Consider the following 25,855-nt stretch of genomic DNA (forward strand, 5'->3'; position numbering starts at 1 on the left):
GCGCCGCTCTCCCGCGTCAGGTGGCCGGCAGGCCGCCGCGCGCGATCACGTCGCGGTACCAGTAGGCGGAGTCCTTCCAGGTGCGCTGCCCGGTGTCGTAGTCGACCCGGATGATTCCGAATCGCCGGTCATAACCGTACGACCACTCGAAGTTGTCCATGAGCGACCACGCGAAGTACCCACGCACGTCGGCGCCATCGTCCATCGCCGCACCCACGGCGTCGATGTGGTCATGCAGGTAGCTGATCCGCTTCGGGTCGTGAATCGAACCGTCGTCGGCTACAACATCCTCAAACGCAGCACCGTTCTCGGTCACCATCTGCGGCAGGTCGGGGTACTCCCGGTGGATACGCACCAGCAGCTCGGTCATTCCTGAGGCGTCGATATTCCAGCCCATCGCGGTATAAGGCCCAGGCGGACGGACGAACTCCACGTCGGAGGCGCCCACCCACGGAGATCCCGCGGCGTTGCCGTGGCCGTCGGCGGCGCCTGGATCCCCGGTGCCGTCCCAGCGGCGGACCAGGTTGGTCGAGTAATAGTTCACGCCGAGCACGTCGAGCGGAATCTGGATCGTGGCGGTGTCACCGTCTCGCACGAACGACCAATCGGTGACGTGCGCGGTGTCTTCCCACAGGTCGGCCGGGTAACGGCCATCGAGCAGCGGACCGAGGAAGGCCCGGTTGGCCAGGGCGTCGATCTTTCGCACCGCATCCACATCGGCCACGCTGGAGGGATCCACCGGACGGGCGACGTGCAGGTTCAAGGTGATGGATACCTGCGCCCCCGGCAAGACCGACCGAATCGCCCGCCCAGCCAGGCCGTGCCCGAGATTGAGGTGGTGGACAGCCGCCAACGCCGCGGCAGGCTCGGTCCGGCCCGGAGCGTGCACACCTGAGGCATAGCCGAGATAAGCCGAACACCACGGCTCGTTGAGAGTCGTCCACAGGTGGATCCGGTCTCCCAGCTGACGGGCCATCTGTTCGGCGTACTCCTCGAACCGGTAGGCGGTGTCCCGGCTCGGCCACCCGCCCGCGTCTTCCAGCTCCTGGGGAAGATCCCAGTGGTACAGCGTGGCGACCGGCTTGATGCCGCGTTCCAGCAGCCCGTCGACAAGTCGCGAGTAGAAGTCGATGCCCTTCTGGTTGAAGGAACCGCTCCCACCCGGCTGCACCCGCGGCCAGGCGATCGAGAACCGGTAGGCATCCAGACCGAGCGCCGCGATGTGCTCGAGGTCCTCCGGAAGCCGGTGGTAATGGTCGCAGGCGACATCGCCGGTGTCTCCGTTGAGCGTCTTACCCGGCGTGTGAGAGAAGGTGTCCCAGATCGACGGACCCCGCCCGTCCTCCGCGGCAGCACCCTCGATCTGGTACGACGCGGTGGCCGAGCCCCAGACGAAGTCCTCAGGAAACCGGCGCGGGTTCTTGGCGTTCATATACGAATGTGCTCCTTCGGCGTATTGATGATCACAGGGTCAGAGTCAGCTCGTCCGTGCCCACGGGAGCCTCGGCAACGCTGTCGTGCCCCACAAGCACAGCATTCCATCGTGTGGGAGCGTTCCCGAACTCGGCCCGGATGGTCACCGCGCGCCCGGACCGGCTGACGTGGAATCGTGCCCGCTCGCCACCATCGGCGCCCGGCAGCATCACAACAGAATCGTGTCCGTCGGCGATCTCATAGAGATGCAATGTCACACCGTCGGCGTAATCGTAGTCGGGGTGGTCGTCGACAGCGCCGAGCGGGAGCACGCTGTCCGGACGGACAAGAAGCGGCACACTCTCGAAGCCGTGTGCCTCCCGCACCCATCGCGGGCCCGTCACCTTGCTGCCGTCCAGCAACGACGTCCAGGTGCCCTCCGGCACGTAGTACGAGACCTCGCCGGACTGCGACATGACCGGCGCCACCAGCAACCGGTCGCCGAACATGTACTGCAGCTCCAGGTGGCTGGTGGCAGGGTCGCCGGGGAACTCCAGCGCCATCGGCCGCATCATCGGGGTGCCGTGTTCCTGGACCTCCCGCATCGCCGAGGCCAGGTAGGGCATCAGACGCATCTTCAGCTTCGTGAACGCCCGCAGCACATCCACGGCTTCGTCGTCGAACGCCCACGGCACCCGGTACGAACTGGAGCCGTGCAGCCGGCTGTGGGACGAGAGCATGCCGAAAGCACACCACCGCTTGAAGACGGCCGGATCCGGGGTGTTCTCGAAGCCACCGATGTCGTGGCTCCAGTAACCGAAGCCGGACATCGCCAGGGACAGCCCGCCACGTAGGTTCTCGGCCATCGCGGCGAAGGTCGAGTCGCAGTCTCCGCCCCAATGGACGGGGAACTGTTGCCCGCCGACGGTGGCTGACCGGGCGAAGACCACCGCTTCTCCGTCGCCATTGCGCTCCCGTAGCACGTCGAAGACGGTCTGGTTGTACATCTGCGTGTAGTAGTTGTGCATCCGGGTCGGATCCGAGCCGTCATCCCACACGACGTCTGTCGGCACCCGCTCACCGAAGTCGGTTTTGAAGGAGTCGACCCCCATGTCCATCAGGCGGCGCAGGTGGGCGGCGTACCAATCCCGCGCGTCCGGATTGGTGAAGTCTACGAGCGCCATGCCGGCCTGCCACATGTCCCACTGCCACACCGAGCCGTCCGGGCGCCGTACCAAGTAACCCTTGGCCTTACCCTCCTCGAAAAGGCGGGAACGCTGGGCGATGTAGGGGTTGATCCAGAGACATATCTTCAGCCCGCGTGCCTTGAGCCGCTCCAGCATGCCCTCGGGGTCAGGGAAGGTACGGGGATGCCACTCGAAGTCGGACCAGTGAAACTCCCGCATCCAGAAACAATCGAAGTGAAAGACACTCAGCGGGATGTCCCGCTCGGCCATACCGTCGATGAACGACGACACCGTGGCCTCGTCGTACTCGGTCGTGAACGACGTCGACAGCCACAGTCCGTAGGACCACGCCGGAACTCGAGGGGGGCGGCCGGTCAGCTCGGTGTACCGGCGCAGAATCTCCTTGGGCGTCGGCCCGTAGATGACGAAGTACTCCAGCTCGTGACCCTCGACGCTGAACTGCGTCCGGGACACGATCTCCGAGGCGATCTCGTAAGACACCAGGCCGGGATGGTTGACGAACACCCCGTATCCGGCGTTTGTCAGGTGAAAGGGCACGTTCTTGTATGCCTGCTCGCTGGCCGTGCCGCCGTCGTTGTTCCAGATGTCGACCGACTGCCCGTTCTTCACAAACGGACCGAACCGCTCGCCGAGCCCGTACACGGTGTCGCCCGGGCTCAGGTCGAGCCGCTCGACGACGTGGTGGCGGCCGTCGCCGGTGGTCATGAACCCCATACCGTCCGGGCCTGACGACGTCAGCAGCCGGTCACCCGCGGCGAACTCGACCCGCCACCGCTCGCCTCGACGCACCCGCGCGGTGAGCCCGCCGGTGGTGAGCTCCGCGACGTCGTCGTCGATGTGTACCGACACATCCGGATCACCCGCACCCGGAAGCTCAAAATGCGGCCCCCGGTCAACGCCTCCGGCGTGGTGGGTCAGGCGGACCGAGACCACTCCTGCCATCGGAGAGGAGAAGCGCACTGTGGCCAGTGGACGATTCAGCGTGTCACCGCGGTGCCGGATGTGCCGCGTCGGAGCGTACGCGGTGAATCCGGCGTCACTGGGTTCCACGTCGTACGCCTCGGCCGGGTGCAACGCCTGGACACCGGGGCGCAGGCCCCAGTAGCCATCAGTGAACTTCAACGTGCTTGTCCTTTCGAAGAGCGTGCTTACTTGACGGCACCAGCGGTGATGCCGCGCGCTAGGGTGCGCTGGAAGATGAGGAAGAAGATCACCGCCGGGATCACGCCGAGCAGCGCCGCCGCGCTGGTGGTGGTCGCGTCCATGAGCCGCTCCCCCTGCAGTACGCCGAGGGCGACGGGGACGGTCTGGCGATCGTTGGAGATTAGGAAGATCAGTGGGATGAAGAACTCATTCCACGTCCAGATGAAGAAGAAGACGAACAGCACCGACAGGGTTGGCCGGCTGATCGGGAACACGACCCGCCAGAGCACCTGCCATTTCGACGCGCCGTCGAGTGCGGCCGCCTCCAGCAGTTCTTTGGGGAACGTGCCGAACACCGAGGCGAGCAGGTAGGTGCCGAAGGCACTCTGAATCACCGTGAAGATCAAGATCACGGCCAGCTGGGTGTTGTAGAGGCCCACCTGGTTCGACATGTAGTACAGCGGGTAGATCAAGGCCTCGTGCGGGAGCATGTTCGCGATGAGGAAGAGCACGATGATGCTCAGCCGGCCTTTGACCCGGCCGATGCCCAGCGCGTAGGCGTTGAACAGCGACACCACCACGGCCAGGACCGCCACCGAACCGGCGATCATGAACGAGTTCCACAGCTTCTGGCCGAAGTTGACCTGCTTCCAGAAGTTGATCATGCCGTCGAGATACAGCTCCGTGGGCAGTGCCAACGGACCAGCGGTGGAATACTCGGCCGGCGATTTGAAGGCGTTGAGCAGGATGATCGCGAACGGGAACAGCACCACCGCGGCACCGGCGATCAACAACGCGAGGACCAGCCAGCGCGTCGCCCCGCGATGATGCCGGTCCGCCCGTTTCGGCAAACTCTCGACCGGCGCGGCGGCCCGTGGCTCGGCCTGTGTCGGGGTCATCAGCCGCGCTCCTTCCGCTCGCTGCGTGCCTGGAATCGGATGAAGACGATGCTCAGCACGATGATGATCAGGGTGAGGACGGTGGAGATCGCCGCGCCGTACCCGACGTTCGCCCGCTCGAAGAAGTTCTGATAAGCGAAGTACGACGGCACGTTGGTGGCATCGCCCGGCCCACCCCGGGTCAGCACGAACACCGGGCCGAACACCTTCATAGCGGCGATGGTGCACGTCAGCGCGACCACGAACGTCTCGGGCTTGATCTGCGGGATGGTGATCGCCCGGAACCTGCGGAACCACCCGGCACCGTCGATCTCCGCGGCTTCGTACAGCTCGGGGTCGACCCGCTGCAGCGCAGCCATGAAGATCACCACCGGGTAGCCGATCTGAACCCACACCATGATCGCCATCACGCTCGGCAAGGCCGTGCTCGGATCACCCAGCCAGTTCTGAGCCAGGTCACCGAGCCCGACAGCCTCGAGGATGTTGTTCAGAGCACCGTTCTGCGGGCGCAGGATCCAGCCCATGACGATTCCCGCGATGGCTACCGGCAAAATCTGCGGCAGGTAATAGAGCGCGCGCAGGGTGCTGGCTGCCCGCCCGCCGAAACGTTTGCCGATCACATCGAAGAGCACGGAGGCCAGCAGGAGACCGACACTGGTGGGGATGATCACCATCGCGATGATCATGGCGATGGAGTTCCGGAACGACGCCCAGAAGGTGTCGTCGGCGAACAGGCGGGTGTAGTTGTCGAACCCGATCCAGGCGATGTCACCGACGCCCGGCCAGCTCGCGAAGCTCAGTCCCACGTTCATCACGAACGGGACCACGATGATCACGGAGAACAGCAAGCCGCCCGGAAGAAGGTAAAGCCAGTACACCGGGCTCTTGCCCGTGACCCGGCCGCCTTGTGGCGGCCGGGTTCGTTGCTGCGTGGGTGTAGACATCAGCGACAGAACGGCTACTAGTTAGGAACGTTGTCGAGGCCAGATTCGTAGGCAAGCTGCAGTTGTTCCAGCACCTCCGCCGGCGTCGCGTTCTGGTTGATCAACTGCTGGAGCGCACCCACGAGGTCGTCGTAGAAGCCCGGCACCGGCCAGTCCGGGTAGAAGGCCAGTCCGTCGGCGTCGCTGATCTCGTTGAACACCGTGATCAGCTCTTCGCTCTTCTCGTCGGTGATGTCATCAGGGTCCGCGTCGACCGGCACTCCGCCATTGTTGCCGAGCAGCGCCTGGATCTCCGGCCGCATCGTGATCTCGATGAACTGGTAGGCGAGGTCCTTGTTCTCCGAGGCCGTGGGGACAACCCAGAGGTTCCCGCTCGAGCCGGGGTGCAGATCCGAGCCTGGGAAGGTGTCGATGCTCCAGTCGAAGCCGTCGATCTCGTCGACGAACCGGCCGTACCACCACGAGCCCGAGTACAGCATCGGGTAGTCGCCGGCGATGAAGGCGGTGCCCATGTCTTCGGCGGACAGACCGGCGGAGTAATCACCGATGTAACCTGCCTGGACCCACTCACTGAACGTCTCGGCGCCGTAGCTCAGCGCCGCGCCGGAGAAGTCCACCGGGTTCTCGTACAGCTGGTAGTCGTTCACGAACTGCCGGTCGGCCTGGCTGAGCGCGAGTTCGTAGAACAACTGACCGGCTGGGTACTCCGCGCCGGACATCGCCAGGGGCGTCACGTCGTTGGCGACGAACTCGTCCATCGCGGCCACGAGGTCATCGTAGGTCTCCGGGATGGCGACGCCGTGCTCCGCGAAGAGGTCCTCGTTGAAATAGAGCATGACGAACTCGCCGTAGTTCGGAATGCCGTACCAGGCACCGTCGCCCATCACGCCGTTCTCGTCGTACCGGGCGGTGGTCTGCACGCTGGGCGCGAGTTGCTCGTCCCAGCCGTACTCCGCCACGGCGTCGGAGATGTCGGTCAGCAGCCCCTGGGAGGCGAGCAGGCCGGCACTCGCGTTGCCCTTGTTGTATTCGAGGATGTCCGGCGCCTCGGAGGTGTTGAGAACCATGTTGGCGGTCTGCCGGATCTGCTCGAAGGACTTCTCCTCGAACTCGACCGTCGCACCAGTCTCTTCCTCGAAGATGCGCATGGCCTCGTCCCAGGCGATGCCCATAGCGCTGTTCTCACCCTCGTAGTGCCACAGGCTCAATGTGCCGCCAGAAGTGGCCTGGCCGCCGTCGTCGCCGGTGGCCTGGCCGCCGTTGTCGTCGCCACCGCACGCGGCAAGAACCAGCGCACTCGCGGCCACAAGGCCGGCAGCCTGCAAGGATCGGGTTGTTCGCATGGTGTCGTCACTCCCTGATTCGTTATGACGGGTTGGCTGTTCTTGGTCTTCGGTACGGCGCTCGGTCCGGGGGCACGCCGGTAGTGGCCTGCAGGTCGAGCCTGCAGGGGACGAGCTCGTGCAAGATCGCGCGGTCGCCGCTCTCGATCCGATCGATCAGCGATGTCACCCCGAGCCGCCCCAGTTCGGGACCGGGCGCGGACATCGTCGTCAACCGGGGATGGCTCAACGCCCCCACTCGGGGCGAGGACACGATCGACAAGACCGAGATGTCGTCCGGGATCCGCCGGCCGCTTTCCAGTAGTTCGGCGACAGCACCCAATGTCGCCGAGTCGTTCATCGTCACCAGCGCGGTGATCTCCGGGTTGGTGTCGAACAGCTCGTTCACCGCGGCCCGCCCGGCATCCGCGGAGTCGTCACAGTGGTAGATGACCGTGCCCAGACCATGCTCGGCCATGTACCGGCTGAACGCTTCCCCGACCCGGACAGTCGGCCCGTACCCGGCGTCATGGCTGGTCTTGGAATGGCTGAGCAGCGCGATGTGCCGGTGCCCGAGCCCGACGATGTGCTCAAGAGCGTCGCGGACCGTGGCCTCGAAGTCGATGTCCGCGTAATCGAGTGCCTCGGAGTCAGCCGTGCGCCCGATCAGCGTGAACGGCGTACGGCTCTCCCGGAGCAGGCCTACCCGGGGGTCGTCCAGGCGGACCTCCATGACCAGCACGCCATCGGCCAGGTGCTGGTGGATGAGCGCGCGGGTCTCCCCGACCTCGTCGTCGCCGATAGGCCACAACACCAGGTGGTATCCACGCTCCCGGGCGGTCTCGGCCGCAGCCGTGACGAACTCGAGCGCCGTGCCGGACAGCCCGCGTTCGATGGACGGGAAGAGCATCGCGATGATGCGCGTCCGGCGGCTGGCCAGACTCCGCGCGATCGCATTCGGCTGGTAGCCGAGCTCGTCCATGGCGACCTGGACCCGCGCCCGCGTCTTCTCGGAGACCGGCCGCGCACCGGTCAGCGCGTAAGACACCGTGCTGACAGAGACACCGGCGAGCTTCGCTACGTCATGCATCGTGGCCATCCGGTCCCCCTCCCAGTACGAGCCTTCAGGTCAATTCGAAGCGCTTAGTCGAAACGATTAGTCGAAGCGCTTCGAGTGGACACTATGTTTCGCCCATGTGCCGCCTCGCGTCAAGTGCGGCCGAAGTTACGAATTGGTCTCAGGGTTGAAATCGGCGGTTGCGCGGCCCTGCCGCGCAACCACGCACCTCATCGGTGATCGTCAGTGCCTTGTGGTCGCTGCTAGGTGATCAACAGGGCGTTGTGGTGGTGCTTTGGGGACCACAACGTACTGTCGATCACCGATGAGGGGCTTGCCGCGGCTCAGACTGGCGGGACGCCGTGGCGGCGGTCGGAGAAGCTCCGGTCCTTGTGCGCCGCCGCCGCCAGCCGGGCAACGAGTTCGTCGCGCAGCCGATCCGGCTCGATGATGGCATCGATGACGAGATCCGACGCCAGCCGCAGAATGTCGATGTCGGCCTCGTATTCGAGGCGAAGCCCTTCGACGTAGGCCGCCCGTTCGGCTTCGTCTTCAATGGCGGCGATCTTGTTGAAGTAGACCGCGTTGATCGCCGCTTCCGGGCCCATCACCGCGATCTTGGCCGTGGGCAACGCCAAGCAGGCATCCGGGCCGAACCCCGGCCCGCACATCGCGTACAGCCCAGCCCCATACGCCTTGCGCACGATCACCGAGACCGTCGGCACCGTCGCCTCAGACACAGCGGTGATCATCTTGGCACCGTGCCGGATGATGCCCTGTCGCTCCACGGCGGACCCGATCATGAATCCGGGCACGTCAGCCAGGTAAATCAACGGGATATTGAAGGCATCGCACAGCAAGATGAATCGAGCGGCCTTGTCCGCGGAATCGACGAACAGAACCCCGCCCTTGACCGCCGGCTGGTTGGCGACGACGCCGACGACCTGCCCCTCCAGAAGACCGAATCCGGTCACGAGCTCGCTCGCGAACAACGGCTTAAGCTCGAAGAAGGAATCCTGATCCAGGATCGAGGCGATCACCTCGTGGATGTCATAGCCGATCGCGTCGTCTGCCGGGACGAGATCGGCGGTGAAATCCCGGGCCGGCGCTCCGGAGGCATAGGACGGCGGGTGGCTGCGCCACGAGGACGGGAGGTACGAGAAGAACACCTTCGCCTGTTCGATGGCGTCGGGGTCGTCCACAGCGAGGTTGTCGCCGCAGCCAGACACGGTGGCGTGCATCCGCGCGCCACCCATCTCCTCCAGGGTGACGCGCTCGCCGACGACCATCTCGGCCATCCGCGGCGACCCGAGATACATCGAGGCGTTGCCCTCGACCATGATGACGACGTCACAGAACGACGGGATGTACGCGCCGCCGGCCGCGCTGGGGCCGAACAAGCAACAGATCTGCGGAACTTTCCCGGACAGCGCGACCTGGTTGTGGAAGATCCGGCCGGCCCCGCGGCGCCCTGGGAACAGCTGTACCTGATCAGTGATCCGGGCTCCTGCGGAGTCGATGAACCAGAACACTGGTAGCTCGTCCCGCAGGGCCAGTTCGGTGACCCGGACGATCTTCTCCACCGTGCGCGCGCCCCAGGAGCCGGCCTTCACCGTGGGGTCGTTGGCGACGACGAGCGCCGGGCGCCCCTCGACAAGCCCTCGCCCAGTCACCACGCCGTCGGCAGGAAGCCCATTGGCCTGTGCATTGGCTAGTTGACCATCTTCAACGAACGTGCCCTCGTCGAAGAGCAACGCCAGGCGGTCTCGCACATAGAGCTTTCCCTGGGACGCCAGCTTGGCGGCGGCCGCTTCCGTTGGCTTCAGGGTCGCCTCGTGGGCCGCCGCGACATCGGCGGCGTGGTCCTCGGCCACGGTCAGCTGCCTCCTCTACTCGACCGGCAGGCCCATGCCCCGGGCAATGAGCAGCCGCTGGATCTCGCTGGTTCCCTCACCGATCTCCAGAATCTTCGCGTCACGGTAGAAACGAGCGACCGGGTACTCCTCCATAAAACCGTATCCACCATGCACTTGGGTGGCGATGCGAGTGGCGGTGACCGCGGACTCGGTGGAGTACAGCTTCGCGACGGCTGCGGCCTGCTTCACCGCCGCGCGGGGCGCGCCGTTGTCACGCAACGCCGCCGCCTTGTAGGTGAGCAACTGTGCCGCCTCGGCCATGACCTGCAGATCCGCGATCTGGAACGCCACCGCCTGCTTGCTGCCGATGGGCACCCCGAATGCGGTTCTCTCGTTCGCGTAGGGCACTGAGGCATCGACCATCGCCCGGATGCACCCGACAGCGAGCGCGGCGATGGCGATCCGGCCGTCGTCGAGCGTGGCCAGGAACTGGCCGAACCCCTCGCCTCGGGTGCCGAGCAAGTGGTCCGCAGGCACGCGAGCACCGCTGAACGTCAACGGATGTGTGTCGGATGCGTGCCAGCCGAGCTTGTCGTAAGCCGGTTCAACCGTGAAGCCCGGTGTCCCCGAGGGAACGATGATCGCTGATATCTCCGGGTGCCCAGACGCGGTCTGCCCGGTCCGGGCGGTGACCGTCACACACGAAGTGATCTCCGTGCCGGAGTTGGTGATGAACTGCTTGGCGCCATCGATGACCCATTCGTCGCCGTCCAAGACGGCTTTGGTCGACGTCGCGCCGGCGTCCGAGCCCGAACCGGGCTCCGTCAGCCCGAATCCGGCTAGCGCACGGCCGGCTACGAGGTCAGGGAGCCAGTATTGCTTCTGCTCGGCCGTCCCGTACGCGAGGATCGGTGTGATGCCCAGCCCGACAGCGGCCTCGAGGGTGATTCCCAAGGACTGATCTACCCGCCCGATCTCTTCGATGGCCACACACAGGCTGGTGAGATCACCTCCGGCACCGCCGTACTCCTCCGGCGCGGTCAGGCCGAACAGCCCGAGTTGACCCATGGCGCGCACCACGTCCACCGGGAAGTGATGTTCCCGGTCCCATTCTGCTGCGTACGGGCCGATCTCCGCCTCAGCGAAGTCCCGGACCACCGTGCGGAACGTCTGGTGCTCCGCGGAGAGCTCGAACGCCATTTGGCCTCACCTCGAATCCTTGACGTTTACGTTAACGTAAACTAGGACCGCACCGCCAGAGCTCCCGTCCATGTGACGAGTCTGACGACACGATGGAACGCGACCCAGGAGAGGAGCGACCGCCATGGGCGAGCGCACGTGGACCATCACTGAGCTCGCCGCCGAGTTCGGGGTCACTTCGCGGACCATCCGCTTCTACGAGGAGCAAGGGCTGCTGACCCCGACGCGCGAGGGCACCCGGCGAGTCTTCGACAACGGCGATCGGGTCCGGCTCGAGCTCGTGCTGCGTGGCAAGCGGCTCGGCTTCACCCTGGCGGAGATCAAGAAGATCGTCGGAATGTACGCCACCGGCGCCGGCGAGCGGGGCCAGCTCATCTATCTCCTCCAGCAGATCTCGCAACGCCGGGCCGAGCTGGAGGCCAGGCTCCAGGACATCTCGGCCATCCTGTCCGAGTTCGACGAGCTGGAGCGGCGCTGCCGAGCCGATCTCATGCGCCTTCAAGCGTCCGAGGTATGAGATGAGCCAAGAGCGCCGGTTGCGGTTCGATTGAGTCCCATGTTCATGGCCGTTTGTCGACACCGACAACGACACCAACTGACGGCGGCGGCTAGCCTGTAGCGCAGCCAGTGGAAGGAGATGTCGTGAAACGCAGCGTCACCAAAGTACTGATCGCCAACCGCGGCGAGATCGCCGTACGGGTGGTCCGGGCTTGCGCCGACGCAGGGATTCAAAGCGTCGCCGTCTACGCTGCCTCCGATCGCGACGCGCCCCACTCAAGGCTCGCCGACGAGGCCTACAGCCTCGATGGCGAAACGAGCACCGAGACCTACCTCGACATCCAGAAGATCGTGGACATCGCCGCCCGTTCAGGCGCGGACGCCGTCCACCCCGGATACGGCTTCCTGGCCGAGAACGCCCAGTTCGCGCAGGCTGTTCTCGACGCGGGCCTGACCTGGATCGGGCCGCCTCCAGCGGCCATCAACGCCCTCGGCGACAAAGTCAGTGCCAGACACATCGCCCAGCGCGCCGGCGCTCCCCTCGTGGCCGGAACCCCCGATCCGGTGTCCGGTGCCGATGAAGTCGTCGCGTTCGCCCAAGAACACGGCCTGCCAGTGGCCATCAAAGCGGCGTTCGGCGGCGGAGGACGCGGGCTGAAGGTCGCCCGCACACTGGAGGAGATTCCCGACCTCTTCGATTCCGCCGTGCGCGAGGCGGTCGCATCGTTCGGCCGGGGTGAGTGCTTCGTCGAGCGCTACCTCGACCGCCCCCGTCACGTCGAGACCCAGTGCCTGGCCGACGAGCACGGCAACGTCGTGGTGATCTCGACGCGGGACTGTTCGCTGCAACGCCGGCACCAGAAACTGGTCGAGGAGGCCCCCGCGCCTTTTCTCAGCGACGCCCAGACCGCCGAGCTGTACCGGGCGTCCAAGGCGATCCTGCGAGAGGCCGGCTATGTGGGGGCGGGCACCTGCGAGTTCCTTGTCGGCGCCGACGGAACCATTTCGTTCCTCGAGGTCAACACCAGGCTGCAGGTCGAGCACCCGGTCAGCGAAGAGGTCACCGGCATCGACCTGGTACGGGAGATGTTCCGTATCGCCGAGGGAGCAGAGCTCGGGTACGACGACCCACCGGTGCGCGGGCACTCCATCGAATTTCGCATCAATGGGGAAGATCCCGGGCGCAACTTCCTGCCCACCCCTGGCCCTGTGACCACGTTCCAGCCTCCGTCCGGGCCCGGCGTGCGGCTGGACGCCGGTGTCGAGCAAGGCAGCGTGATCGGGCAGAACTTCGACTCGCTGCTGGCCAAGCTCATCGTCACCGGCACCGACCGCACACAGGCGATAGAGCGCGCCCGTCGAGCTCTCGCTGAGTTCCACGTAGAAGGGCTGGCGACAGCGATTCCCTTCCATCGCGCCGTGCTCGAGGACAACGCGTTCGCACCCGCCGCTCCGGACAAGCCGTTCCAGGTTCACACTCGGTGGATCGAGACCGAGTGGGAGAACACGGTCGAGCCGTATTCGGCCCCCGCGGCAAGTGCCGAGGAGACGCCGGAGCGGGAGCGCGTCACAGTGGAGGTCGGCGGCAAACGGCTGGAGGTCGTCCTGCCGGCGGGCCTCGGCGCGTCGGCGGCTGGAAACACCGCCGCCCGCAAGCCGCTGCGGCGGCAGTCCGGATCAGCAGGCTCGTCTGCCGCCAGCAGCGACACACTGGTCTCGCCGATGCAAGGCACCATCATCAAGGTGGTGGCCGAGGATGGACAGCAGGTCGCCGTGGGTGATGTCATCGTCGTACTCGAAGCGATGAAGATGGAACAACCGCTCACCGCCCACAAGGCCGGCCAGGTCACCGGCCTGACCGCCACCATCGGCGCTACCGTCGCCAACGGCACCGCCATCTGCACCATCACCGACCAGTGACGGACTCGAGCCGTCGGGCCGGGCATGCTCACCGGCGCACGAGACCAACGCGGAAGACTCCGCAGGTGCGTGACGTTGTGCCTCTCGGATGACCGCCGTCTTCGACAAGGAGTACTGATGCCCGCCCTGTCCGACCACGCCCGCTCGCTGTTCTCCCGGCCGATTCTCGGCTGGGCTACCGCGGTCCGCCCCGACGGGACGCCCCACAACTCCGTGGTCTGGCTGGATGTCGAGGACGACGACACCGTCGTGTTCAACACCGCGATCGATCGCGCCAAAGAGCGCTATCTCCGGGCGAATCCCAAGGTCTCGCTCAGCGTTTCTGATCCGGACCAGACCTTCAGCTGGGCAAGCGTCAGCGGCACCGCCACCTTCACCACTGAGGACGGTGACGAAGTGATCAACCGGTTGTCGCACAAGTACGACGGCAAAGACTTCCGCGAACTCAAGGAGGGCGAGCGACGCGTCACTGTGCGGGTGAAGGTGGAACACCTCGTCGAGCAGTCGGCTCCCTGACCCTCCGGTCTTCTCCTCCGGTCGCTTCGCGGCCTTACCTCCACGCGAACACCAGACAGCTCAGCTCATAGCCGAACGGTGCCAGCTACGGGCCATGGCGTGAACGGTGTGTGCGTCGGCCACGCCGTCTGCCGGCAGCCCGCTCGCGTGCTGGAACGCCGCGACGGCGCGCGTGGTAGAGGCGTTCGCCGTGCCGGTGGCCGCACCAGCGTCGAGCCGGCCGAGCGCGACCAGGATTCGCTGTACGGAACCCGGGTCGGCCTCGGGCGTGCGCCAGGCTCCTGGCAGGCGGATGGGCGGCAGGCAGACAATCGCGTTCGCAGCGGTGCGTATCGTGGCCGAGGCACGCCGAAACCAGTGTGTGGACGGCTGCCGCTCGGCCGGGACAACCGGGATGGCATGGGTGGTGGCCATGATGTCCTCCTCGTGGTTCTGCGGATACCGTCAATGCTGCTCGCTTCGCCCGCCGAATACGTCTGTCCGGCGGATGATCCTGCAGGTCAGTACCGTCTGGCCAGGGGATGACGCCGCAATGCCAGGCCTCGGCCGGGAGGCTGAGGCAACCCCGAATGCTGGTTCGGGGTCGTCCCTGAACACGTCGAGAGTCACCGGAGAGCGTTGCTCTACTCGCCCCTTCGAACACTGGGTGACGGGAGCGCCAACTGTTGGCGTTTCCGGCACACCGTCGAGGACGGATGGTGTGGCCCCCGTGCGTGCGACCTGGCGGCCTCCACGACCGTCGTGGAGCCTGGTGCCGGGCTCTTCAGACGTGAGCCCGAGTAGCTGGCTGTCGGGCGACAGTGTGATGTCGATCATCGGACGGACCAGACGTAGCACGCGATCATCAAGAAGTGGATGATGGAGGTATGTCGAACGCGTGGGACGAAGCAGGGCAGGCACTGCGGAATTCGCACCTCTACGTCCATCCCGACGCTGAGGCCGAACTCGACGCGGCGGGCCGCCCGTTCTCGGCTGCCGATCAAGACGAGGCCCGTTCGCTTCTCGACAACGCGGCTACACCTATTTGGGTAGCTGTGCTTCCCGTTGGTTCGGTCGATGCTGGAGCATCCGTCCGGGATCTGGCCAACCGCGTCGGCCAGCCAGGCACCTACATGGCCGTCTTGAGCGACGGTCGCGTGGATGCCCGCTCGACTGACCTCGACGGCGTCTCGGGCGCAGCCCAGGATGCTTCCCGAATCTCCGACGACATGCTGGGCCTCGTGGAGAACACGATCAACCGGGTCGAAGGACTTGCTGAAGGCGGGAACGGAACCGGCACGGGTGCGGGCGGACCCGGGACACGTGGCGGAGGTGGTTTCCTCCCGCTCGCGATCCTGGCGGCGGCCGGAGGTGGTGGCTTCCTGCTCTACCGGCGCAACAAGCGCAACCGGGAGCGGACTGAACTCGAGCAGGTTCGTGGCGCGCTCGACGAAGACATCACGATGTACGGCGAGCGGCTGTCCGAACTGGACCTGGATGTCCGTACCGACTCCGCCGTGCCGATCGAAGCCCGGCAAGAGTACGGGCGTGCGTTGGACCTCTACGAAAACGCGAAGATGTATGCCGACCGCGCGGAGAAGGCAGAGGATCTCAGAGGGGTCACCAACGCCCTGGAGGAGGGCCGCTGGCTGCTGGGATGCGTCCAAGCCCGAATCAACGGCGAGCCGCTCCCCGACCGTCGCGCACCATGCTTCTTCGACCCCGGTCACGGCCCGTCAGTCGAGGACGTCTCCTGGGCCCCGCCCGGAGGTGTCCCGCGCCCCGTGCCGGCATGCGCCAATGACGCGATCCGGATCAAACAGGGCTTCGACCCAGATGTGCGCCTGGTACATGTCGGAGACGGCGAACGCCGTCCCTACTGGGAAGCCGGTCCCGCGTACAGCGGCTGGGCAGCCGGATACTTCGGTGCCGTCTTACCAGCCATGATGGTCGGCACCATGCTCGGCACCACCATGGCCGCGCCGATGGCCTACGGCGCGGGTGGTGCCGGAGAAGGTGGTGGCGACTTCGGCGGCGGCTTCGACGACGGAGGCGGCGGCGACTTCGGCGGCGGCTTCGGAGACGGCGGTGGAGGCGACTTCGGCGGCGGCTTCGGAGACTTCGGCCTCTAATCGAACGGCTCTTGATCCGCGCGCCGGCACGCCACCGTAGCGTCTGAGGATGCGTGACTGGAGGCTGACCGTGTTCGCCGTCGTCATCAGCGTCGGTGCACTCTCCGGCTGCCAGACCGAAACCGAGAGGTGAACGCGTCCCGCGCACCTGCCGGACCAGCGCCGTGTCGTGTTGTGCAGCCCAGCAACCACGGCCACGCCGACACGATAGCGTCTGAGCATGCATAGTCGAGCTCCCGTCGTCCTTGTCGTCAGCATCGCCGCCGGCCTTCTCGCCGGTTGCTTCGGCGACGACTCGTCAACCGAGTCCGAGGGATTGCCGCAGCTCGAAGACGATCGAATCATCCGCGTACTCGGCAACGACACCGGCAGGTCCATGAGCGGGACCGAGCGCGCACCAGACACCAACTTGAACCGCCCCACCTACATCACACCGGGGCCGGACGGCACCCTGGTGGGCATGCAGAGTGATCCACCGGTCCCGTTCACGCTGGAACCCGACGGCACCGCTACCGCGCTGCAGAACGAGAACAACGACCTCGCTCTACACGGCCATCCGCTTGCTGCGGTGGTGCGTGACACTCACCTCTTTGTACTGACCAGCGCCGCAGACGGTGCTCGCTTCGCCACCGTCGACCTGCCCGACGGCACCGTCGAGGACGTCATCCTCCTGGACACCATGGAAATCGACTACACGCCAACCATGGAGCGCGCAACCCTGCTCGACCTCCCGGACGGTCTGTACCTGCAGTGGCATGAGCACTGGTGGAGGATGGACGAGAATGCGGACGGTCAGCCAGCGCTCGCGGACCCGATCCCAGCTCCGGTGCCAGACACCCTCGTCAGCGCCCGCACCACCGACGGTGTGCTCGCCCTGACCGAGACCGAACTCATCCAACTCGATGAATCACTCGGCGTGATCAATCGGCACCCCTGGCAGCTTCCCGACGGCCGCGACGGCGACGTGGTCACATCCATCGTCTCCGACGGCCACGGGGGTGCCTACGCCACTTCTATAGGACAGCAAGACTCACCACGCCAAGGCACTGGAGCGGTACTGCACATCACACCCGAGACGGTCACCGTACTCGCCTTCCGAGGCAGCCCGCCCGAGGACGGCGAGTACGGCTGCGACGACGCCGATGTGGCCGCACAAGACGCCATGCTCCTGGCACCGGCGTCGCTGGCCGTCTGGGAGGAGCGGCTCATGGTCGCCGATTACGGGTGCCACAGCATCCTCCAGCTGCCGCTGCCCACCGCCGATGACGATGGCTAATCGCGCCGGGACCGGCTGCAGCGCGCCGCGGGCCGTACTCAGACCCCGGCCGACTCCTGCTCCATGCGCTGGGCGTTGTTCCGGCATTCCTCGATCGCTTCGCTCAGTGGATCACCTAGAGCCCTCAGTACGTCGCCAGTGAGCCCTTCGAGCTCGGTCATCCACTCCTCCGCCGACTTACCCTCCCACGTCTCGTCCGTGGCCAGCTCCGCCACGGCGTCGATCGCCTCTCTGATCTCCCGAGCTGCGGTATATACCCCGCTCATGGACTCATTGCATTCCTGGACGAATGGAATCGCCATAGCGTGCTCCTACTCCGGCTCGTTGAATCGGTGGTCGTCAGGCGCAAACCGCATCGTCGCGTCCCTGAACCCGTCCGGCGCGTTGCCAGCCAGATCTGCAAGTGGCTCCGGAAGCTGGCTCCACCAATAGTCGAACGCGGCCTGCTCTTCGGCGTTGCGCGGGGAAATGACCCCGCTGTGAACGAAGGACGCATCTTCGGGCAGTGGGTAAGCACCGGAGTTCACAAAGCCCTGAGCCACGTGCGTGCGCATGTCGGCGATGTCGGCTCGCATGTGGTACTGGGTATCGCGGTCGACCTGAGCGGCCGCATCCGTTGGGAAGAGACTATCCATGGCCACGCCTCCAGCAAGCTCTGCCAGGGACCGGGCGAACTCGATCGGCTCCGATCCAAGCGGTATAGCACCTACGATCCCGCTGGTGATGTCGAAGTAGGTTCGCGCCTGCTCGTTGGCCGCGTCCTGCATTTCGGCCTCGCTGAACTCCTGGTTCGCGAAGACGATCGACACCATGCCGTTCAAGTAGCCGAACTGCGTCAGCATGTCTGACTCATCCGGGTGCTCGGACAAGATCTGCGCGGCACCCTGAAGCTGCCCCTGAATCGCGCCGCGGAACGCGCCTGCGGCCTGCGGGTCGGTCATGAAGACACTCATGTATCCGTTCATGATCGCCGTGTTGGTCTGCAGGACGTAAGCGCCGTCCTCGAAAAGCGTTGTGTGCACGTCGACATCGGGTTGCCCGGTGGATCGGGCCATGTCCGGGGCATATGCGGACGCCACGACCGACATCGCTTGTGCCAGCGACGGCGGCACGTCGGGGAGCTGTTCCCGGTCGTAGTCGCTACGCTCGCGCTGGCTGAGGTCATAACCAGCCTGGAAGATGTTCGCCGCGGCCTCAGCCGACAGTTCGCCATGGTCCTCGCCACGATCGAGCGCCGCTGCCTGGAGAACGCTGGCGGCCGGGCCGGAGTCGTCGTGATTCATCGGACCGGCGGTCTGCCAGTCGTAGTCGATCAGCGCCTGGGCGTTTTCCAAGCCGTTCTCACCGGTCAGCAGCAGCCGGCTGGCCTGGTCGTTCTCCCCTGTCCGGGACAGGATGGCTGACACCGGGTCGTATTCCCGCATCAAGCCGATGCCCTCGGAGGCATCCTCATGGTTGTTGGTGAGATAACTGATGTTGATGCCGAGCTCGGCCCACCACGCGTCGTCGCTCTGGACCCAACCGCCGGAGACATAGCCAGCACCGGTGGTCATCGGCTCGCTGTAGTGCGGGCGAGGAGGCTCGTTGCTGGCCCGCCATTCCAATGCGGCCTCGGCGGCGTCGGCCAGGAATTGCGAGCCGTATTCGTCGCCGGCCGGACCGTAGTTCATCATCAGGCCAGTAGACAAGGTGTTGTCCGGATCGAGCAGCGAAGCCATCGAGCTGTCGCTGAGATTGATCTCGCCTTCCTCGTGATATTTTGTAGCCGCCGCAACGCCGGTGGCGTACCAACCCAGGTACTCCTGGGCCTCCCCGGACAACGGCACCCCTTCGGCGATGAGCTGCTTGTTGAACGTGTCCAGGACGTCGGCTCCACCATGGGCGAAGAACGCCTCGAGGTACGCGGGATCGTCGGCGTGGGCTTCCATCGCCTCGGCAGCCTCGCGCTGGACTTGCGCGAGCCGTTCGGGGTCGTCAGTGTCGGCATGCTTGGCGAAGTTCCAGGCGTCCTTCCTGCCCTCTTCGGCCAGGATGGCGTCGTCGATATCCCATGGGACCGACCGCCAGTACGCCTGCTCATTTCCAGGGGTGGTGATCACGGGGTCGTACTTGTACGTTGCGGCGAGGTCGGCCCGATTGAGCATCGGCCCCCACTCGTCGTCCAGCCATTCGGCCAGCGACGTCAACGGCTTGCCGTCAAATGTGCCGCCCCAGCCGGAGATCCGGCTGGTGATGGTTGGCGTTTCGTCCCGCAATGCCTCGGCTGCATCCCTCAACGCGTTAGCCAGCCGCCGCAGACGGCCAGGGTCAACAAACACATACTCCGTCATCAATGCTCCCTTGCCGCCACGCTCGAAATCTTGGTCCAGAGTAAGCGCCGCGACTTCGGAGCGGTACTCGTCATCTAGTTTCCGGGGCGACCAGCTCTTCAGGGATCAGTTCCGCTGGCGCAGGCGGCGGGCGGCTTCGGCGATCGAGCCGGACAACGACGGGTAGACGGTGAAGGAACGGGCCAGCTGATCAACGGTCAGCGACGCCTCGACCGCCAGCGAGATCGGATGGATCAGCTCGCTGGCACGCGGCGCGACCACGACGCCTCCCACGACGATCCCCGTGCCCGGCCGGCAAAAAATCTTCACAAAGCCATCGGAGATGCCCTGCATCTTGGCCCGGGCGTTGGTGGCGAGCGGCAGTTTGACCGCTCGGGCATCGATCTCTCCGGAGTCGACAGCGGCCTGGCTCCAGCCGACGGTGGCGATCTCGGGATCGGTGAAGACGTTGGCCGCGACAGTCTTGAGGTCGAGCGGATGTACAGCGTCGCCCAGCGCGTGCCACATGGCAGTGCGGCCCTGCATGGCAGCCACCGAAGCCAGCATGAGGATCCCGGTGCAGTCACCGGCGGCGTAGACACCGCGGCCGGACGTCCGCGACACTCGATCGACACTGATGAAGCCGTGATCGTCGAGCTCGACGCCGCACTCCTCCAAACCGAGATCCTCGGTGTTGGGCACGGAGCCGACAGCCATGAGGCAGTGCGAGCCCTCGACGGTCCGCCCGTCGGACAACGTCACCACCACGCCCTCGCCGGAGCGCTGCACCGAGGCAGCCCGCGAGCGGGACAGTACGGTCAGCCCACGGCGAGCGAAGACGTCTTCCAGGACCCGCGCGGCGTCGGCGTCTTCTCCAGGCAGGACCCGGTCTCGGGAGGAAACGAGCACGACGTCGGACCCGAGCGCGTTGTAGGCGCTGGCGAACTCCGCTCCCGTGACACCGGACCCGACCACGATCAGCCGCTCCGGCAGTTCATCGAGGTCGTACACCTGCTCCCAGGTCAAGATCCGTTCGCCGTCCGGCTGTGCGTCTGGCAGGATGCGCGGCCGCGCCCCTGTGGCAAGCAGGGCGACGTCGGCGGTCAGCTCTTCGCTGCCGCCCTCGGCCAGGTCGACGACGACCCGGTCCCCCGGCGCCAGCCGACCGGTGCCGCGCACGATCCGGACACCCGCGCGTTCTACGCTGGCCGCGGTGTCCGAGGACTGAGCTTCAGCCAGCCGCCGGACCCGCGCGTTGACCCGCTTCAGGTCGACCCGGACTGCGTCGTCGCCCAGTGCGATACCCAGCTCGCTGGATTCGGCGGCATCGGAGGCGACTTCAGCGGTGGCGATCAGCGTCTTGCTGGGCACGCAGTCGGTCAGCACAGTCGAGCCGCCGATCCCGTCCCGGTCGACGAGCGTCACATCCGCGCCGAGCTGGGCCGCCACCAACGCAGCCTCGTATCCGCCAGGGCCGCCACCGAGAATCGCCACACGTGTCACAACCGCCATTCTCGCGTATCCGTGATACGAGCCGCACTGCGGTTGTCCGCAGGCCCACATGGCACGCTGGATACACGCTGGAAGGCGCTTACCCTCACGGTTCGGCGTGTACCCGCCGTGCCATGCACCCGCATGCGGGCGAGGCCGCGACGGAAGCCGGCACCACATGCTCGACCCCAAAGCCGTCGAAGCAGCGGTGCGATGAGGCGTTGGTGATTGCTGGCTGGGTTCGGACGGGCATCGGCGAGCGAGGCACGAGCGAGTCCGCGGGCGGAGCCAGCAATCACCAACGCCTCATCGCACCGCTCCTACATGACGGCACCCAACTGCCACGGCGCGAACTCTTCGTCGCCGAAGCCGAGCACCTCGCTGGCCGTCTGCTCGCCCGACGCCGTGGCCAGGATGCGTTCGAAGATCTGCCGGCCCATCTGCTCGACGGTGAGTTCACCGTCGGCGATGACACCGCAGTTGATGTCCATGTCTTCCGACATGCGCCGGTACATCTCCGAGTTGGTGGCCAGCTTCAAGCTCGGGACCGGTTTGCAGCCGTAGACCGAGCCGCGCCCGGTGGTGAAGCAGACGACGTTGGCCCCGCCGGCGACCATCCCGGTGACCGACACGGGATCGTAGCCGGGGGTGTCCATGAACACGAGACCTTTGGCGGTCACCGGCTCGGCGAACAGGCGCACGTCGCGCAATGGCGTTGAACCGGCCTTGGCCACGGCGCCGAGCGACTTCTCGAGGATGGTGCTGATGCCGCCTTCCTTGTTTCCCGGCGACGGGTTGTTGTCCAGGCTGCCGCCGTGTTTCGCGGTGTATTCGCGCCACCACGCGATCCGGTCCAGGAGCCGGGCCGCGACGTCGTCGTCGACCGCACGCTGCGCGAGCAGGTGCTCGGCGCCGTAGATCTCGGGAGTCTCGCCGAGAACGGCGGTGCCGCCCTGGGCGACGAGTAGGTCGGCGGCGACGCCCAGCGCCGGATTGGCGGTGATGCCGGAGTGTCCGTCCGAGCCGCCGCATTCGAGTCCGAGAATCAGCTTGGAGGCCGGCACCGGCTCTCGTTCGATATCCATCATGGCCAGCAGCGACTCAACGCCTTCCACGCCCGCTCGCACCGCGGCCGCGGTCCCGCCGGCGTCTTGGATCGTCATGCTCCTGATCGGCGTCGTCGTCGGCAACTCGAGCTCGGCGATCTGATTGACCTCGCAGCCGAGCCCCACCACCACCAGGCCCCCGAAGTTCGGGTGTTTCGCATACCCGGACAAGGTGCGTTTGAGGAGTTCGAGCCCGGCGCCGTCGGAAGCCAGCCCGCACCCGGTCTGGTGGGTGATGGCGACGACGCCGTCCACACTCGGGTGCGCAGCCAGCATCCCGGACATCCGGACCCGCTCGGCGACGAGTTTGGCCACTGTGGCCGAGCAGTTCACCGAGGTGATGATCCCGACGTAGTTGCGGGTGGCCACTCGGCCGTCGGCGCGCACGATGCCCTGGAAAGTCTCAGGCTGCACCGGCTCCGGCGCGGGGACCGTGCCCGTCGTCACCGCCGAGTTTTCGGTGTCAGCGAAACCCACGTTGTGCACGTGGACGTGCTCTCCCGCCTGGATGGCCCGGGTGGCGTAACCGATTACCTGACCGTATTTGTGGATCGGGGCGCCGTCTGCGATAGGCACAGCGGCGATCTTGTGCCCGGGCGGGACTGCCTCGCGGGTGACGACGGGGCCGCCGCCAGAGTCTGGGACGGGCACCGCCACGCCCGGCCCCAAGCCGTCGAGTGTCACCACGACAGAGTCGTCAGGGCGTAGGCGAAGCAAACGGGGACCAGCGGGCATCCAGGCACTCCTCTCGAGAAACCGGTTCCCCACGCAGCCTACAGCACCCCATTCGCTGGCCGCAGGACGTAGCCCAGTGTCCTGCCCACCGAGGCCCCAGGCGCACGCTCCGCAGGACGCAAGCCAACGTCCTGCAGGTCGGGGTCCGCTGCGCACGCGGTAGCGTCATCCCCGTGCCTGAGAACACATCGCCCCACGAACTCGCCCGCGCAGCCGCTCACCAGCTGGCGACGGTGACCGGCATCGACAATCACCACGTTGCGCTCGTCCTCGGTTCAGGCTGGGGCGGAGCAGCCGACCTGATCGGCGAAACCGTCGCCGAGATACCCGCCACCGAGCTTCCGGGATTCACCCCGCCGGCTGTCGAGGGACACATCGGCACTATCCGATCCATTCGCATCTCCGGCGCGGAGCCCGCCGCGCCGGACGCCGCGAAGTACGCGCTCGTACTAGGTGCCCGAACGCACCTTTACGAGGGACATGGGGTGCGCGCCGTCGTACACGGCATCCGCACCGCGGCGGCCGCCGGGGTGTCGACGCTGGTCCTCACCAACGGCTGCGGCGGGTTGCGTCCGGAATGGGCTCCGGGAACTCCGGTCTTGATCAGCGATCACATCAACCTCACGGCTACGTCGCCGCTCGAGGGCGCCACCTTCGTCGACCTGACCGACCTTTACTCTTCACGGCTGCGTGTCCTGGCCCGCGAGGTGGACTCCACCCTCGACGAGGGCGTCTACGTCCAGTTCCGCGGACCGCATTACGAGACACCTGCCGAGATCCAGTTCACGAAGCGAATCGGTGGTGATCTGGTCGGGATGTCCACCGCCCTCGAAGCCATCGCCGCACGCGAGGCGGGCGTCGAAGTGCTCGGTATATCGCTGATCACCAACATGGCGGCTGGCATCAGCCCCGAACCACTCAGCCACGCTGAGGTCATCGAGACCGGTCGCGCGGCCGCGCCGCGCATCAGCGCGCTGCTGGCCCAGATCACCGCCCACGTCACACGATGATCATGAACACTAATTGGCCAATACGGTCTCTTAGTGTTCATGATCATGGAGTGCTGGCAGGATGACGCGATGAACGATGTGCTCTACGAAGCCCAGACCTGGCTGGCTGACGACCCCGATCCAGCCACCCGGGCAGAACTGCGCACGCTGATCGAACAGGCCGATCGAGGCGACGCGGACGCACTCGCCGAACTCGGCGACCGCTTCTCCGGCTTCCTCGTGTTCGGCACGGCCGGCCTGCGCGGCGCGTTGGGTGCCGGGCCGAACCGGATGAACCGTTCGGTGGTCATCCGCGCGGCCGCCGGACTCGCCGGATACCTCAATGCGATGCGGGAGCCGGTCACCGGCGGGCGGCACCGGGTTGTCATCGGGTACGACGCACGTCACGGCTCACACACATTCGCCATGGACAGCGCCGCGGTGATGACGGGCGCTGGGATCGAAACGCTCGTCATGCCGCGGCCGCTACCTACCCCCGTTCTGGCCTTCGCGGTGCGCAAACTGAACGCCGACGCCGGGATCATGGTGACCGCGAGCCACAATCCGCCGCAGGACAATGGCTACAAGGTGTATCTCGGCGGACACGATGGTGGCTCACAGATCGTCGCCCCGATCGACGCGGAGATCGCCTCCTACATCCACGACGTGCATTTCACCGCCCACATCCGCCGGGCCAGCGACGGTTGGACCGAGGTCGGCGAGGACGTCATAGGCGCCTATGTCAACGCTGCCGCCGCCGTGGTCGATTCTCCACAGCAAACCCGGAACCTGCGCATCGTGCACACCTCATTACATGGCGTCGGTGGCACGAGTGTCGCCGACGCACTCGCCCGGGCTGGTTTCAGTGACGTCCATCCGGTACCGGAGCAGGCCGAGCCCGACCCGGACTTCCCCACCGTCGCCTTTCCCAACCCGGAGGAACCTGGGGCAATCGATCTGGCGCTCGCGCTGGCCGAGCAGACCGACGCCGACATCGTGCTTGCCAACGACCCCGACGCCGACCGGCTAGCCGTCGCGATCCCCGCCCGGGAGGCTACTCCCGACCGCCCCCGCTGGCAGATGCTGCACGGCGACGAGGTCGGTGCGCTCTTGGGGCTGCACCTGGCCCGCAAGGCCGGCGGCACAACACCTGGCACGTTCGTCAGCACCATCGTGTCCTCGAGACTGCTCGGCCGGATCGCGGAGTCTCACCGAATCGCGCATGTGGAGACGCTGACCGGATTCAAATGGATCTCCCGTGTGCCTGGCCTCGCGTTCGGCTACGAAGAAGCGCTGGGCTACTGCGTCGACCCCGAATCGGTACGCGACAAAGACGGCATCTCGGCGGCGGTGCTCCTTGCCGAGCTCGCAGCCGACACACTCGCCGCCGGTTCGACGCTGTGGGATGTCCTCGACGAACTGGCCCGCACACACGGCGTGCACGCCACGGATCAGCTTTCGTTCCGGGTTGAAGACCTGAAGATGATCACCGATGCGATGCGATGGCTGCGCCGGCACCCACCGCCTGAACTCGGCGGCGCGGCGGTCACGGCCAGGCACGACCTCCGCGAAGCCGCCACCGGCTTGCCGCCCACTGACGGACTGCGCTATCTCACCGCGGACGGCTCACGGGTGATCGTTCGCCCCAGCGGCACCGAACCGAAGCTCAAGTGCTACTTGGAAGCGGTGGTGGACGTCGTGGACGACGACGTGGCCGCGGCCCGGGCCATCGCCGCAGCACGGCTCACAGCGCTGCGCACAGACGTCGCCCAAGCGCTGCGCCTTTAGCGGGGGGAACCTTCCACCCTCCACCTTCCACCCTGCGCCCTCCACGTTGATCATGGGCGGATGCAACCTTTCGG

20 protein-coding genes are annotated in these 25,855 nt (G+C 66.1%); 7 read left to right on the forward strand and 13 right to left on the reverse strand.

Annotated elements, in window-relative coordinates:
- Window positions 1-16: 16 nt before the first annotated feature.
- The 8 genes from F7O44_RS22910 to F7O44_RS22945 all read right to left on the reverse strand — a co-directional run bounded on the left by F7O44_RS22910 (window position 17) and on the right by F7O44_RS22945 (window position 11,042).
- Entirely contained in the window at window positions 17-1,432 is a 1,416-nt protein-coding gene (locus tag F7O44_RS22910) for a GH1 family beta-glucosidase (protein WP_162452634.1), read from the reverse strand.
- Window positions 1,433-1,463: 31 nt separating this feature from the next.
- Window positions 1,464-3,743 (reverse strand): alpha-xylosidase, encoded by a 2,280-nt coding sequence (gene yicI, locus F7O44_RS22915; RefSeq protein WP_162452635.1) that lies wholly within the window; start codon window positions 3,741-3,743, stop codon window positions 1,464-1,466.
- Window positions 3,744-3,769: 26 nt separating this feature from the next.
- Window positions 3,770-4,663: a carbohydrate ABC transporter permease gene (locus F7O44_RS22920; protein ID WP_162452636.1), complete on the reverse strand. Its 894-nt coding sequence runs from the start codon at window positions 4,661-4,663 to the stop codon at window positions 3,770-3,772.
- Window positions 4,663-5,607 carry a carbohydrate ABC transporter permease gene (locus tag F7O44_RS22925; protein WP_162452637.1) on the reverse strand — a complete coding sequence of 315 codons (945 nt, stop codon included), beginning with the start codon at window positions 5,605-5,607 and terminating at the stop codon, window positions 4,663-4,665. The genes F7O44_RS22920 and F7O44_RS22925 overlap by 1 nt, the downstream gene beginning before the upstream one ends.
- A 17-nt stretch (window positions 5,608-5,624) precedes the next feature.
- Window positions 5,625-6,950, reverse strand: a complete 1,326-nt coding sequence (locus F7O44_RS22930) for an ABC transporter substrate-binding protein (protein ID WP_162452638.1) — start codon at window positions 6,948-6,950, stop codon at window positions 5,625-5,627.
- Between the two features lie 22 nt (window positions 6,951-6,972).
- The gene (locus F7O44_RS22935; RefSeq protein ID WP_162452639.1) at window positions 6,973-8,028 is read right to left on the reverse strand and encodes a LacI family DNA-binding transcriptional regulator; all 1,056 of its coding nucleotides are present in this window, start codon (window positions 8,026-8,028) and stop codon (window positions 6,973-6,975) included.
- Window positions 8,029-8,330: 302 nt separating this feature from the next.
- Window positions 8,331-9,860, reverse strand: coding sequence for a carboxyl transferase domain-containing protein (locus F7O44_RS22940; RefSeq protein WP_162452640.1), 1,530 nt, complete (start codon window positions 9,858-9,860; stop codon window positions 8,331-8,333).
- 15 nt (window positions 9,861-9,875) lie between these two features.
- Window positions 9,876-11,042 carry an acyl-CoA dehydrogenase family protein gene (locus tag F7O44_RS22945; RefSeq protein ID WP_162452641.1) on the reverse strand — a complete coding sequence of 389 codons (1,167 nt, stop codon included), beginning with the start codon at window positions 11,040-11,042 and terminating at the stop codon, window positions 9,876-9,878.
- A 124-nt stretch (window positions 11,043-11,166) separates the two neighbouring features.
- Between F7O44_RS22945 and F7O44_RS22950 the strand changes: the two genes are divergently transcribed.
- The 3 genes from F7O44_RS22950 (at window position 11,167) to F7O44_RS22960 (ending at window position 13,976) form a co-directional block, all read left to right on the forward strand.
- Window positions 11,167-11,559 carry a MerR family transcriptional regulator gene (locus F7O44_RS22950; RefSeq protein ID WP_162452642.1) on the forward strand — a complete coding sequence of 131 codons (393 nt, stop codon included), beginning with the start codon at window positions 11,167-11,169 and terminating at the stop codon, window positions 11,557-11,559.
- 125 nt (window positions 11,560-11,684) lie between these two features.
- Entirely contained in the window at window positions 11,685-13,460 is a 1,776-nt protein-coding gene (locus F7O44_RS22955; RefSeq protein WP_162452643.1) for an ATP-binding protein, read from the forward strand.
- A 117-nt stretch (window positions 13,461-13,577) separates the two neighbouring features.
- A complete protein-coding gene (locus F7O44_RS22960; protein WP_162452644.1) occupies window positions 13,578-13,976 on the forward strand; it encodes a PPOX class F420-dependent oxidoreductase in 399 nt (132 codons plus the stop codon).
- 60 nt (window positions 13,977-14,036) lie between these two features.
- On the opposite strand, the gene F7O44_RS22965 is transcribed toward F7O44_RS22960, so the two are convergent.
- Window positions 14,037-14,390 carry a peptidoglycan-binding domain-containing protein gene (locus F7O44_RS22965; RefSeq protein ID WP_162452645.1) on the reverse strand — a complete coding sequence of 118 codons (354 nt, stop codon included), beginning with the start codon at window positions 14,388-14,390 and terminating at the stop codon, window positions 14,037-14,039.
- 452 nt (window positions 14,391-14,842) lie between these two features.
- Between F7O44_RS22965 and F7O44_RS22970 the strand changes: the two genes are divergently transcribed.
- Together F7O44_RS22970 and F7O44_RS22975 are read left to right on the forward strand one after the other, a co-directional pair.
- On the forward strand, window positions 14,843-16,087 hold the full coding sequence (locus tag F7O44_RS22970; protein ID WP_162452646.1) for a hypothetical protein: 1,245 nt from the start codon (window positions 14,843-14,845) through the stop codon (window positions 16,085-16,087).
- Between the two features lie 220 nt (window positions 16,088-16,307).
- Window positions 16,308-17,363: a hypothetical protein gene (locus F7O44_RS22975; RefSeq protein ID WP_162452647.1), complete on the forward strand. Its 1,056-nt coding sequence runs from the start codon at window positions 16,308-16,310 to the stop codon at window positions 17,361-17,363.
- Between the two features lie 38 nt (window positions 17,364-17,401).
- Here the strand turns inward: F7O44_RS22975 and F7O44_RS22980 are convergent, their stop codons facing one another.
- From F7O44_RS22980 to F7O44_RS22995, 4 genes are all read right to left on the reverse strand, one after another.
- Window positions 17,402-17,665, reverse strand: coding sequence for a hypothetical protein (locus tag F7O44_RS22980; RefSeq protein WP_162452648.1), 264 nt, complete (start codon window positions 17,663-17,665; stop codon window positions 17,402-17,404).
- A gap of 9 nt (window positions 17,666-17,674) precedes the next feature.
- Window positions 17,675-19,693, reverse strand: coding sequence for a hypothetical protein (locus tag F7O44_RS22985; RefSeq protein ID WP_162452649.1), 2,019 nt, complete (start codon window positions 19,691-19,693; stop codon window positions 17,675-17,677).
- Between the two features lie 105 nt (window positions 19,694-19,798).
- Window positions 19,799-21,184: an NAD(P)H-quinone dehydrogenase gene (locus F7O44_RS22990; protein WP_162452650.1), complete on the reverse strand. Its 1,386-nt coding sequence runs from the start codon at window positions 21,182-21,184 to the stop codon at window positions 19,799-19,801.
- Window positions 21,185-21,483: 299 nt separating this feature from the next.
- Window positions 21,484-23,004, reverse strand: coding sequence for a UxaA family hydrolase (locus tag F7O44_RS22995; protein WP_162452651.1), 1,521 nt, complete (start codon window positions 23,002-23,004; stop codon window positions 21,484-21,486).
- 173 nt (window positions 23,005-23,177) lie between these two features.
- On the opposite strand from F7O44_RS22995, the gene F7O44_RS23000 reads away from it, so the two are divergent.
- Together F7O44_RS23000 and F7O44_RS23005 are read left to right on the forward strand one after the other, a co-directional pair.
- Entirely contained in the window at window positions 23,178-24,014 is an 837-nt protein-coding gene (locus F7O44_RS23000; protein ID WP_343073912.1) for a purine-nucleoside phosphorylase, read from the forward strand.
- Between the two features lie 69 nt (window positions 24,015-24,083).
- On the forward strand, window positions 24,084-25,781 hold the full coding sequence (locus tag F7O44_RS23005) for a phospho-sugar mutase (protein WP_162452652.1): 1,698 nt from the start codon (window positions 24,084-24,086) through the stop codon (window positions 25,779-25,781).
- The last annotated feature ends 74 nt before the right edge of the window (window positions 25,782-25,855 follow it).

It is taken from the genome of Phytoactinopolyspora mesophila (assembly GCF_010122465.1).
GTDB classification, from domain to species: domain Bacteria; phylum Actinomycetota; class Actinomycetes; order Jiangellales; family Jiangellaceae; genus Phytoactinopolyspora; species Phytoactinopolyspora mesophila.

Excerpts from the sequence above, each read along its gene's own strand:
- F7O44_RS22910 (WP_162452634.1), bottom strand. The coding sequence starts at position 1,432 with ATGAACGCCAAGAACCCGCGCCGGTTTCCTGAGGACTTCGTCTGGGGC.
- F7O44_RS22920 (WP_162452636.1), bottom strand. The coding sequence starts at position 4,663 with ATGACCCCGACACAGGCCGAGCCACGGGCCGCCGCGCCGGTCGAGAGT.
- F7O44_RS22925 (WP_162452637.1), bottom strand. The coding sequence starts at position 5,607 with ATGTCTACACCCACGCAGCAACGAACCCGGCCGCCACAAGGCGGCCGG.
- F7O44_RS22930 (WP_162452638.1), bottom strand. The coding sequence starts at position 6,950 with ATGCGAACAACCCGATCCTTGCAGGCTGCCGGCCTTGTGGCCGCGAGT.
- F7O44_RS22935 (WP_162452639.1), bottom strand. The coding sequence starts at position 8,028 with ATGGCCACGATGCATGACGTAGCGAAGCTCGCCGGTGTCTCTGTCAGC.
- F7O44_RS22945 (WP_162452641.1), bottom strand. The coding sequence starts at position 11,042 with ATGGCGTTCGAGCTCTCCGCGGAGCACCAGACGTTCCGCACGGTGGTC.
- F7O44_RS22950 (WP_162452642.1), top strand. The coding sequence starts at position 11,167 with ATGGGCGAGCGCACGTGGACCATCACTGAGCTCGCCGCCGAGTTCGGG.
- F7O44_RS22960 (WP_162452644.1), top strand. The coding sequence starts at position 13,578 with ATGCCCGCCCTGTCCGACCACGCCCGCTCGCTGTTCTCCCGGCCGATT.
- F7O44_RS22965 (WP_162452645.1), bottom strand. The coding sequence starts at position 14,390 with ATGGCCACCACCCATGCCATCCCGGTTGTCCCGGCCGAGCGGCAGCCG.
- F7O44_RS22970 (WP_162452646.1), top strand. The coding sequence starts at position 14,843 with ATGTCGAACGCGTGGGACGAAGCAGGGCAGGCACTGCGGAATTCGCAC.
- F7O44_RS22975 (WP_162452647.1), top strand. The coding sequence starts at position 16,308 with ATGCATAGTCGAGCTCCCGTCGTCCTTGTCGTCAGCATCGCCGCCGGC.
- F7O44_RS22980 (WP_162452648.1), bottom strand. The coding sequence starts at position 17,665 with ATGGCGATTCCATTCGTCCAGGAATGCAATGAGTCCATGAGCGGGGTA.
- F7O44_RS22985 (WP_162452649.1), bottom strand. The coding sequence starts at position 19,693 with ATGACGGAGTATGTGTTTGTTGACCCTGGCCGTCTGCGGCGGCTGGCT.
- F7O44_RS22990 (WP_162452650.1), bottom strand. The coding sequence starts at position 21,184 with ATGGCGGTTGTGACACGTGTGGCGATTCTCGGTGGCGGCCCTGGCGGA.
- F7O44_RS22995 (WP_162452651.1), bottom strand. The coding sequence starts at position 23,004 with ATGCCCGCTGGTCCCCGTTTGCTTCGCCTACGCCCTGACGACTCTGTC.
- F7O44_RS23005 (WP_162452652.1), top strand. The coding sequence starts at position 24,084 with ATGAACGATGTGCTCTACGAAGCCCAGACCTGGCTGGCTGACGACCCC.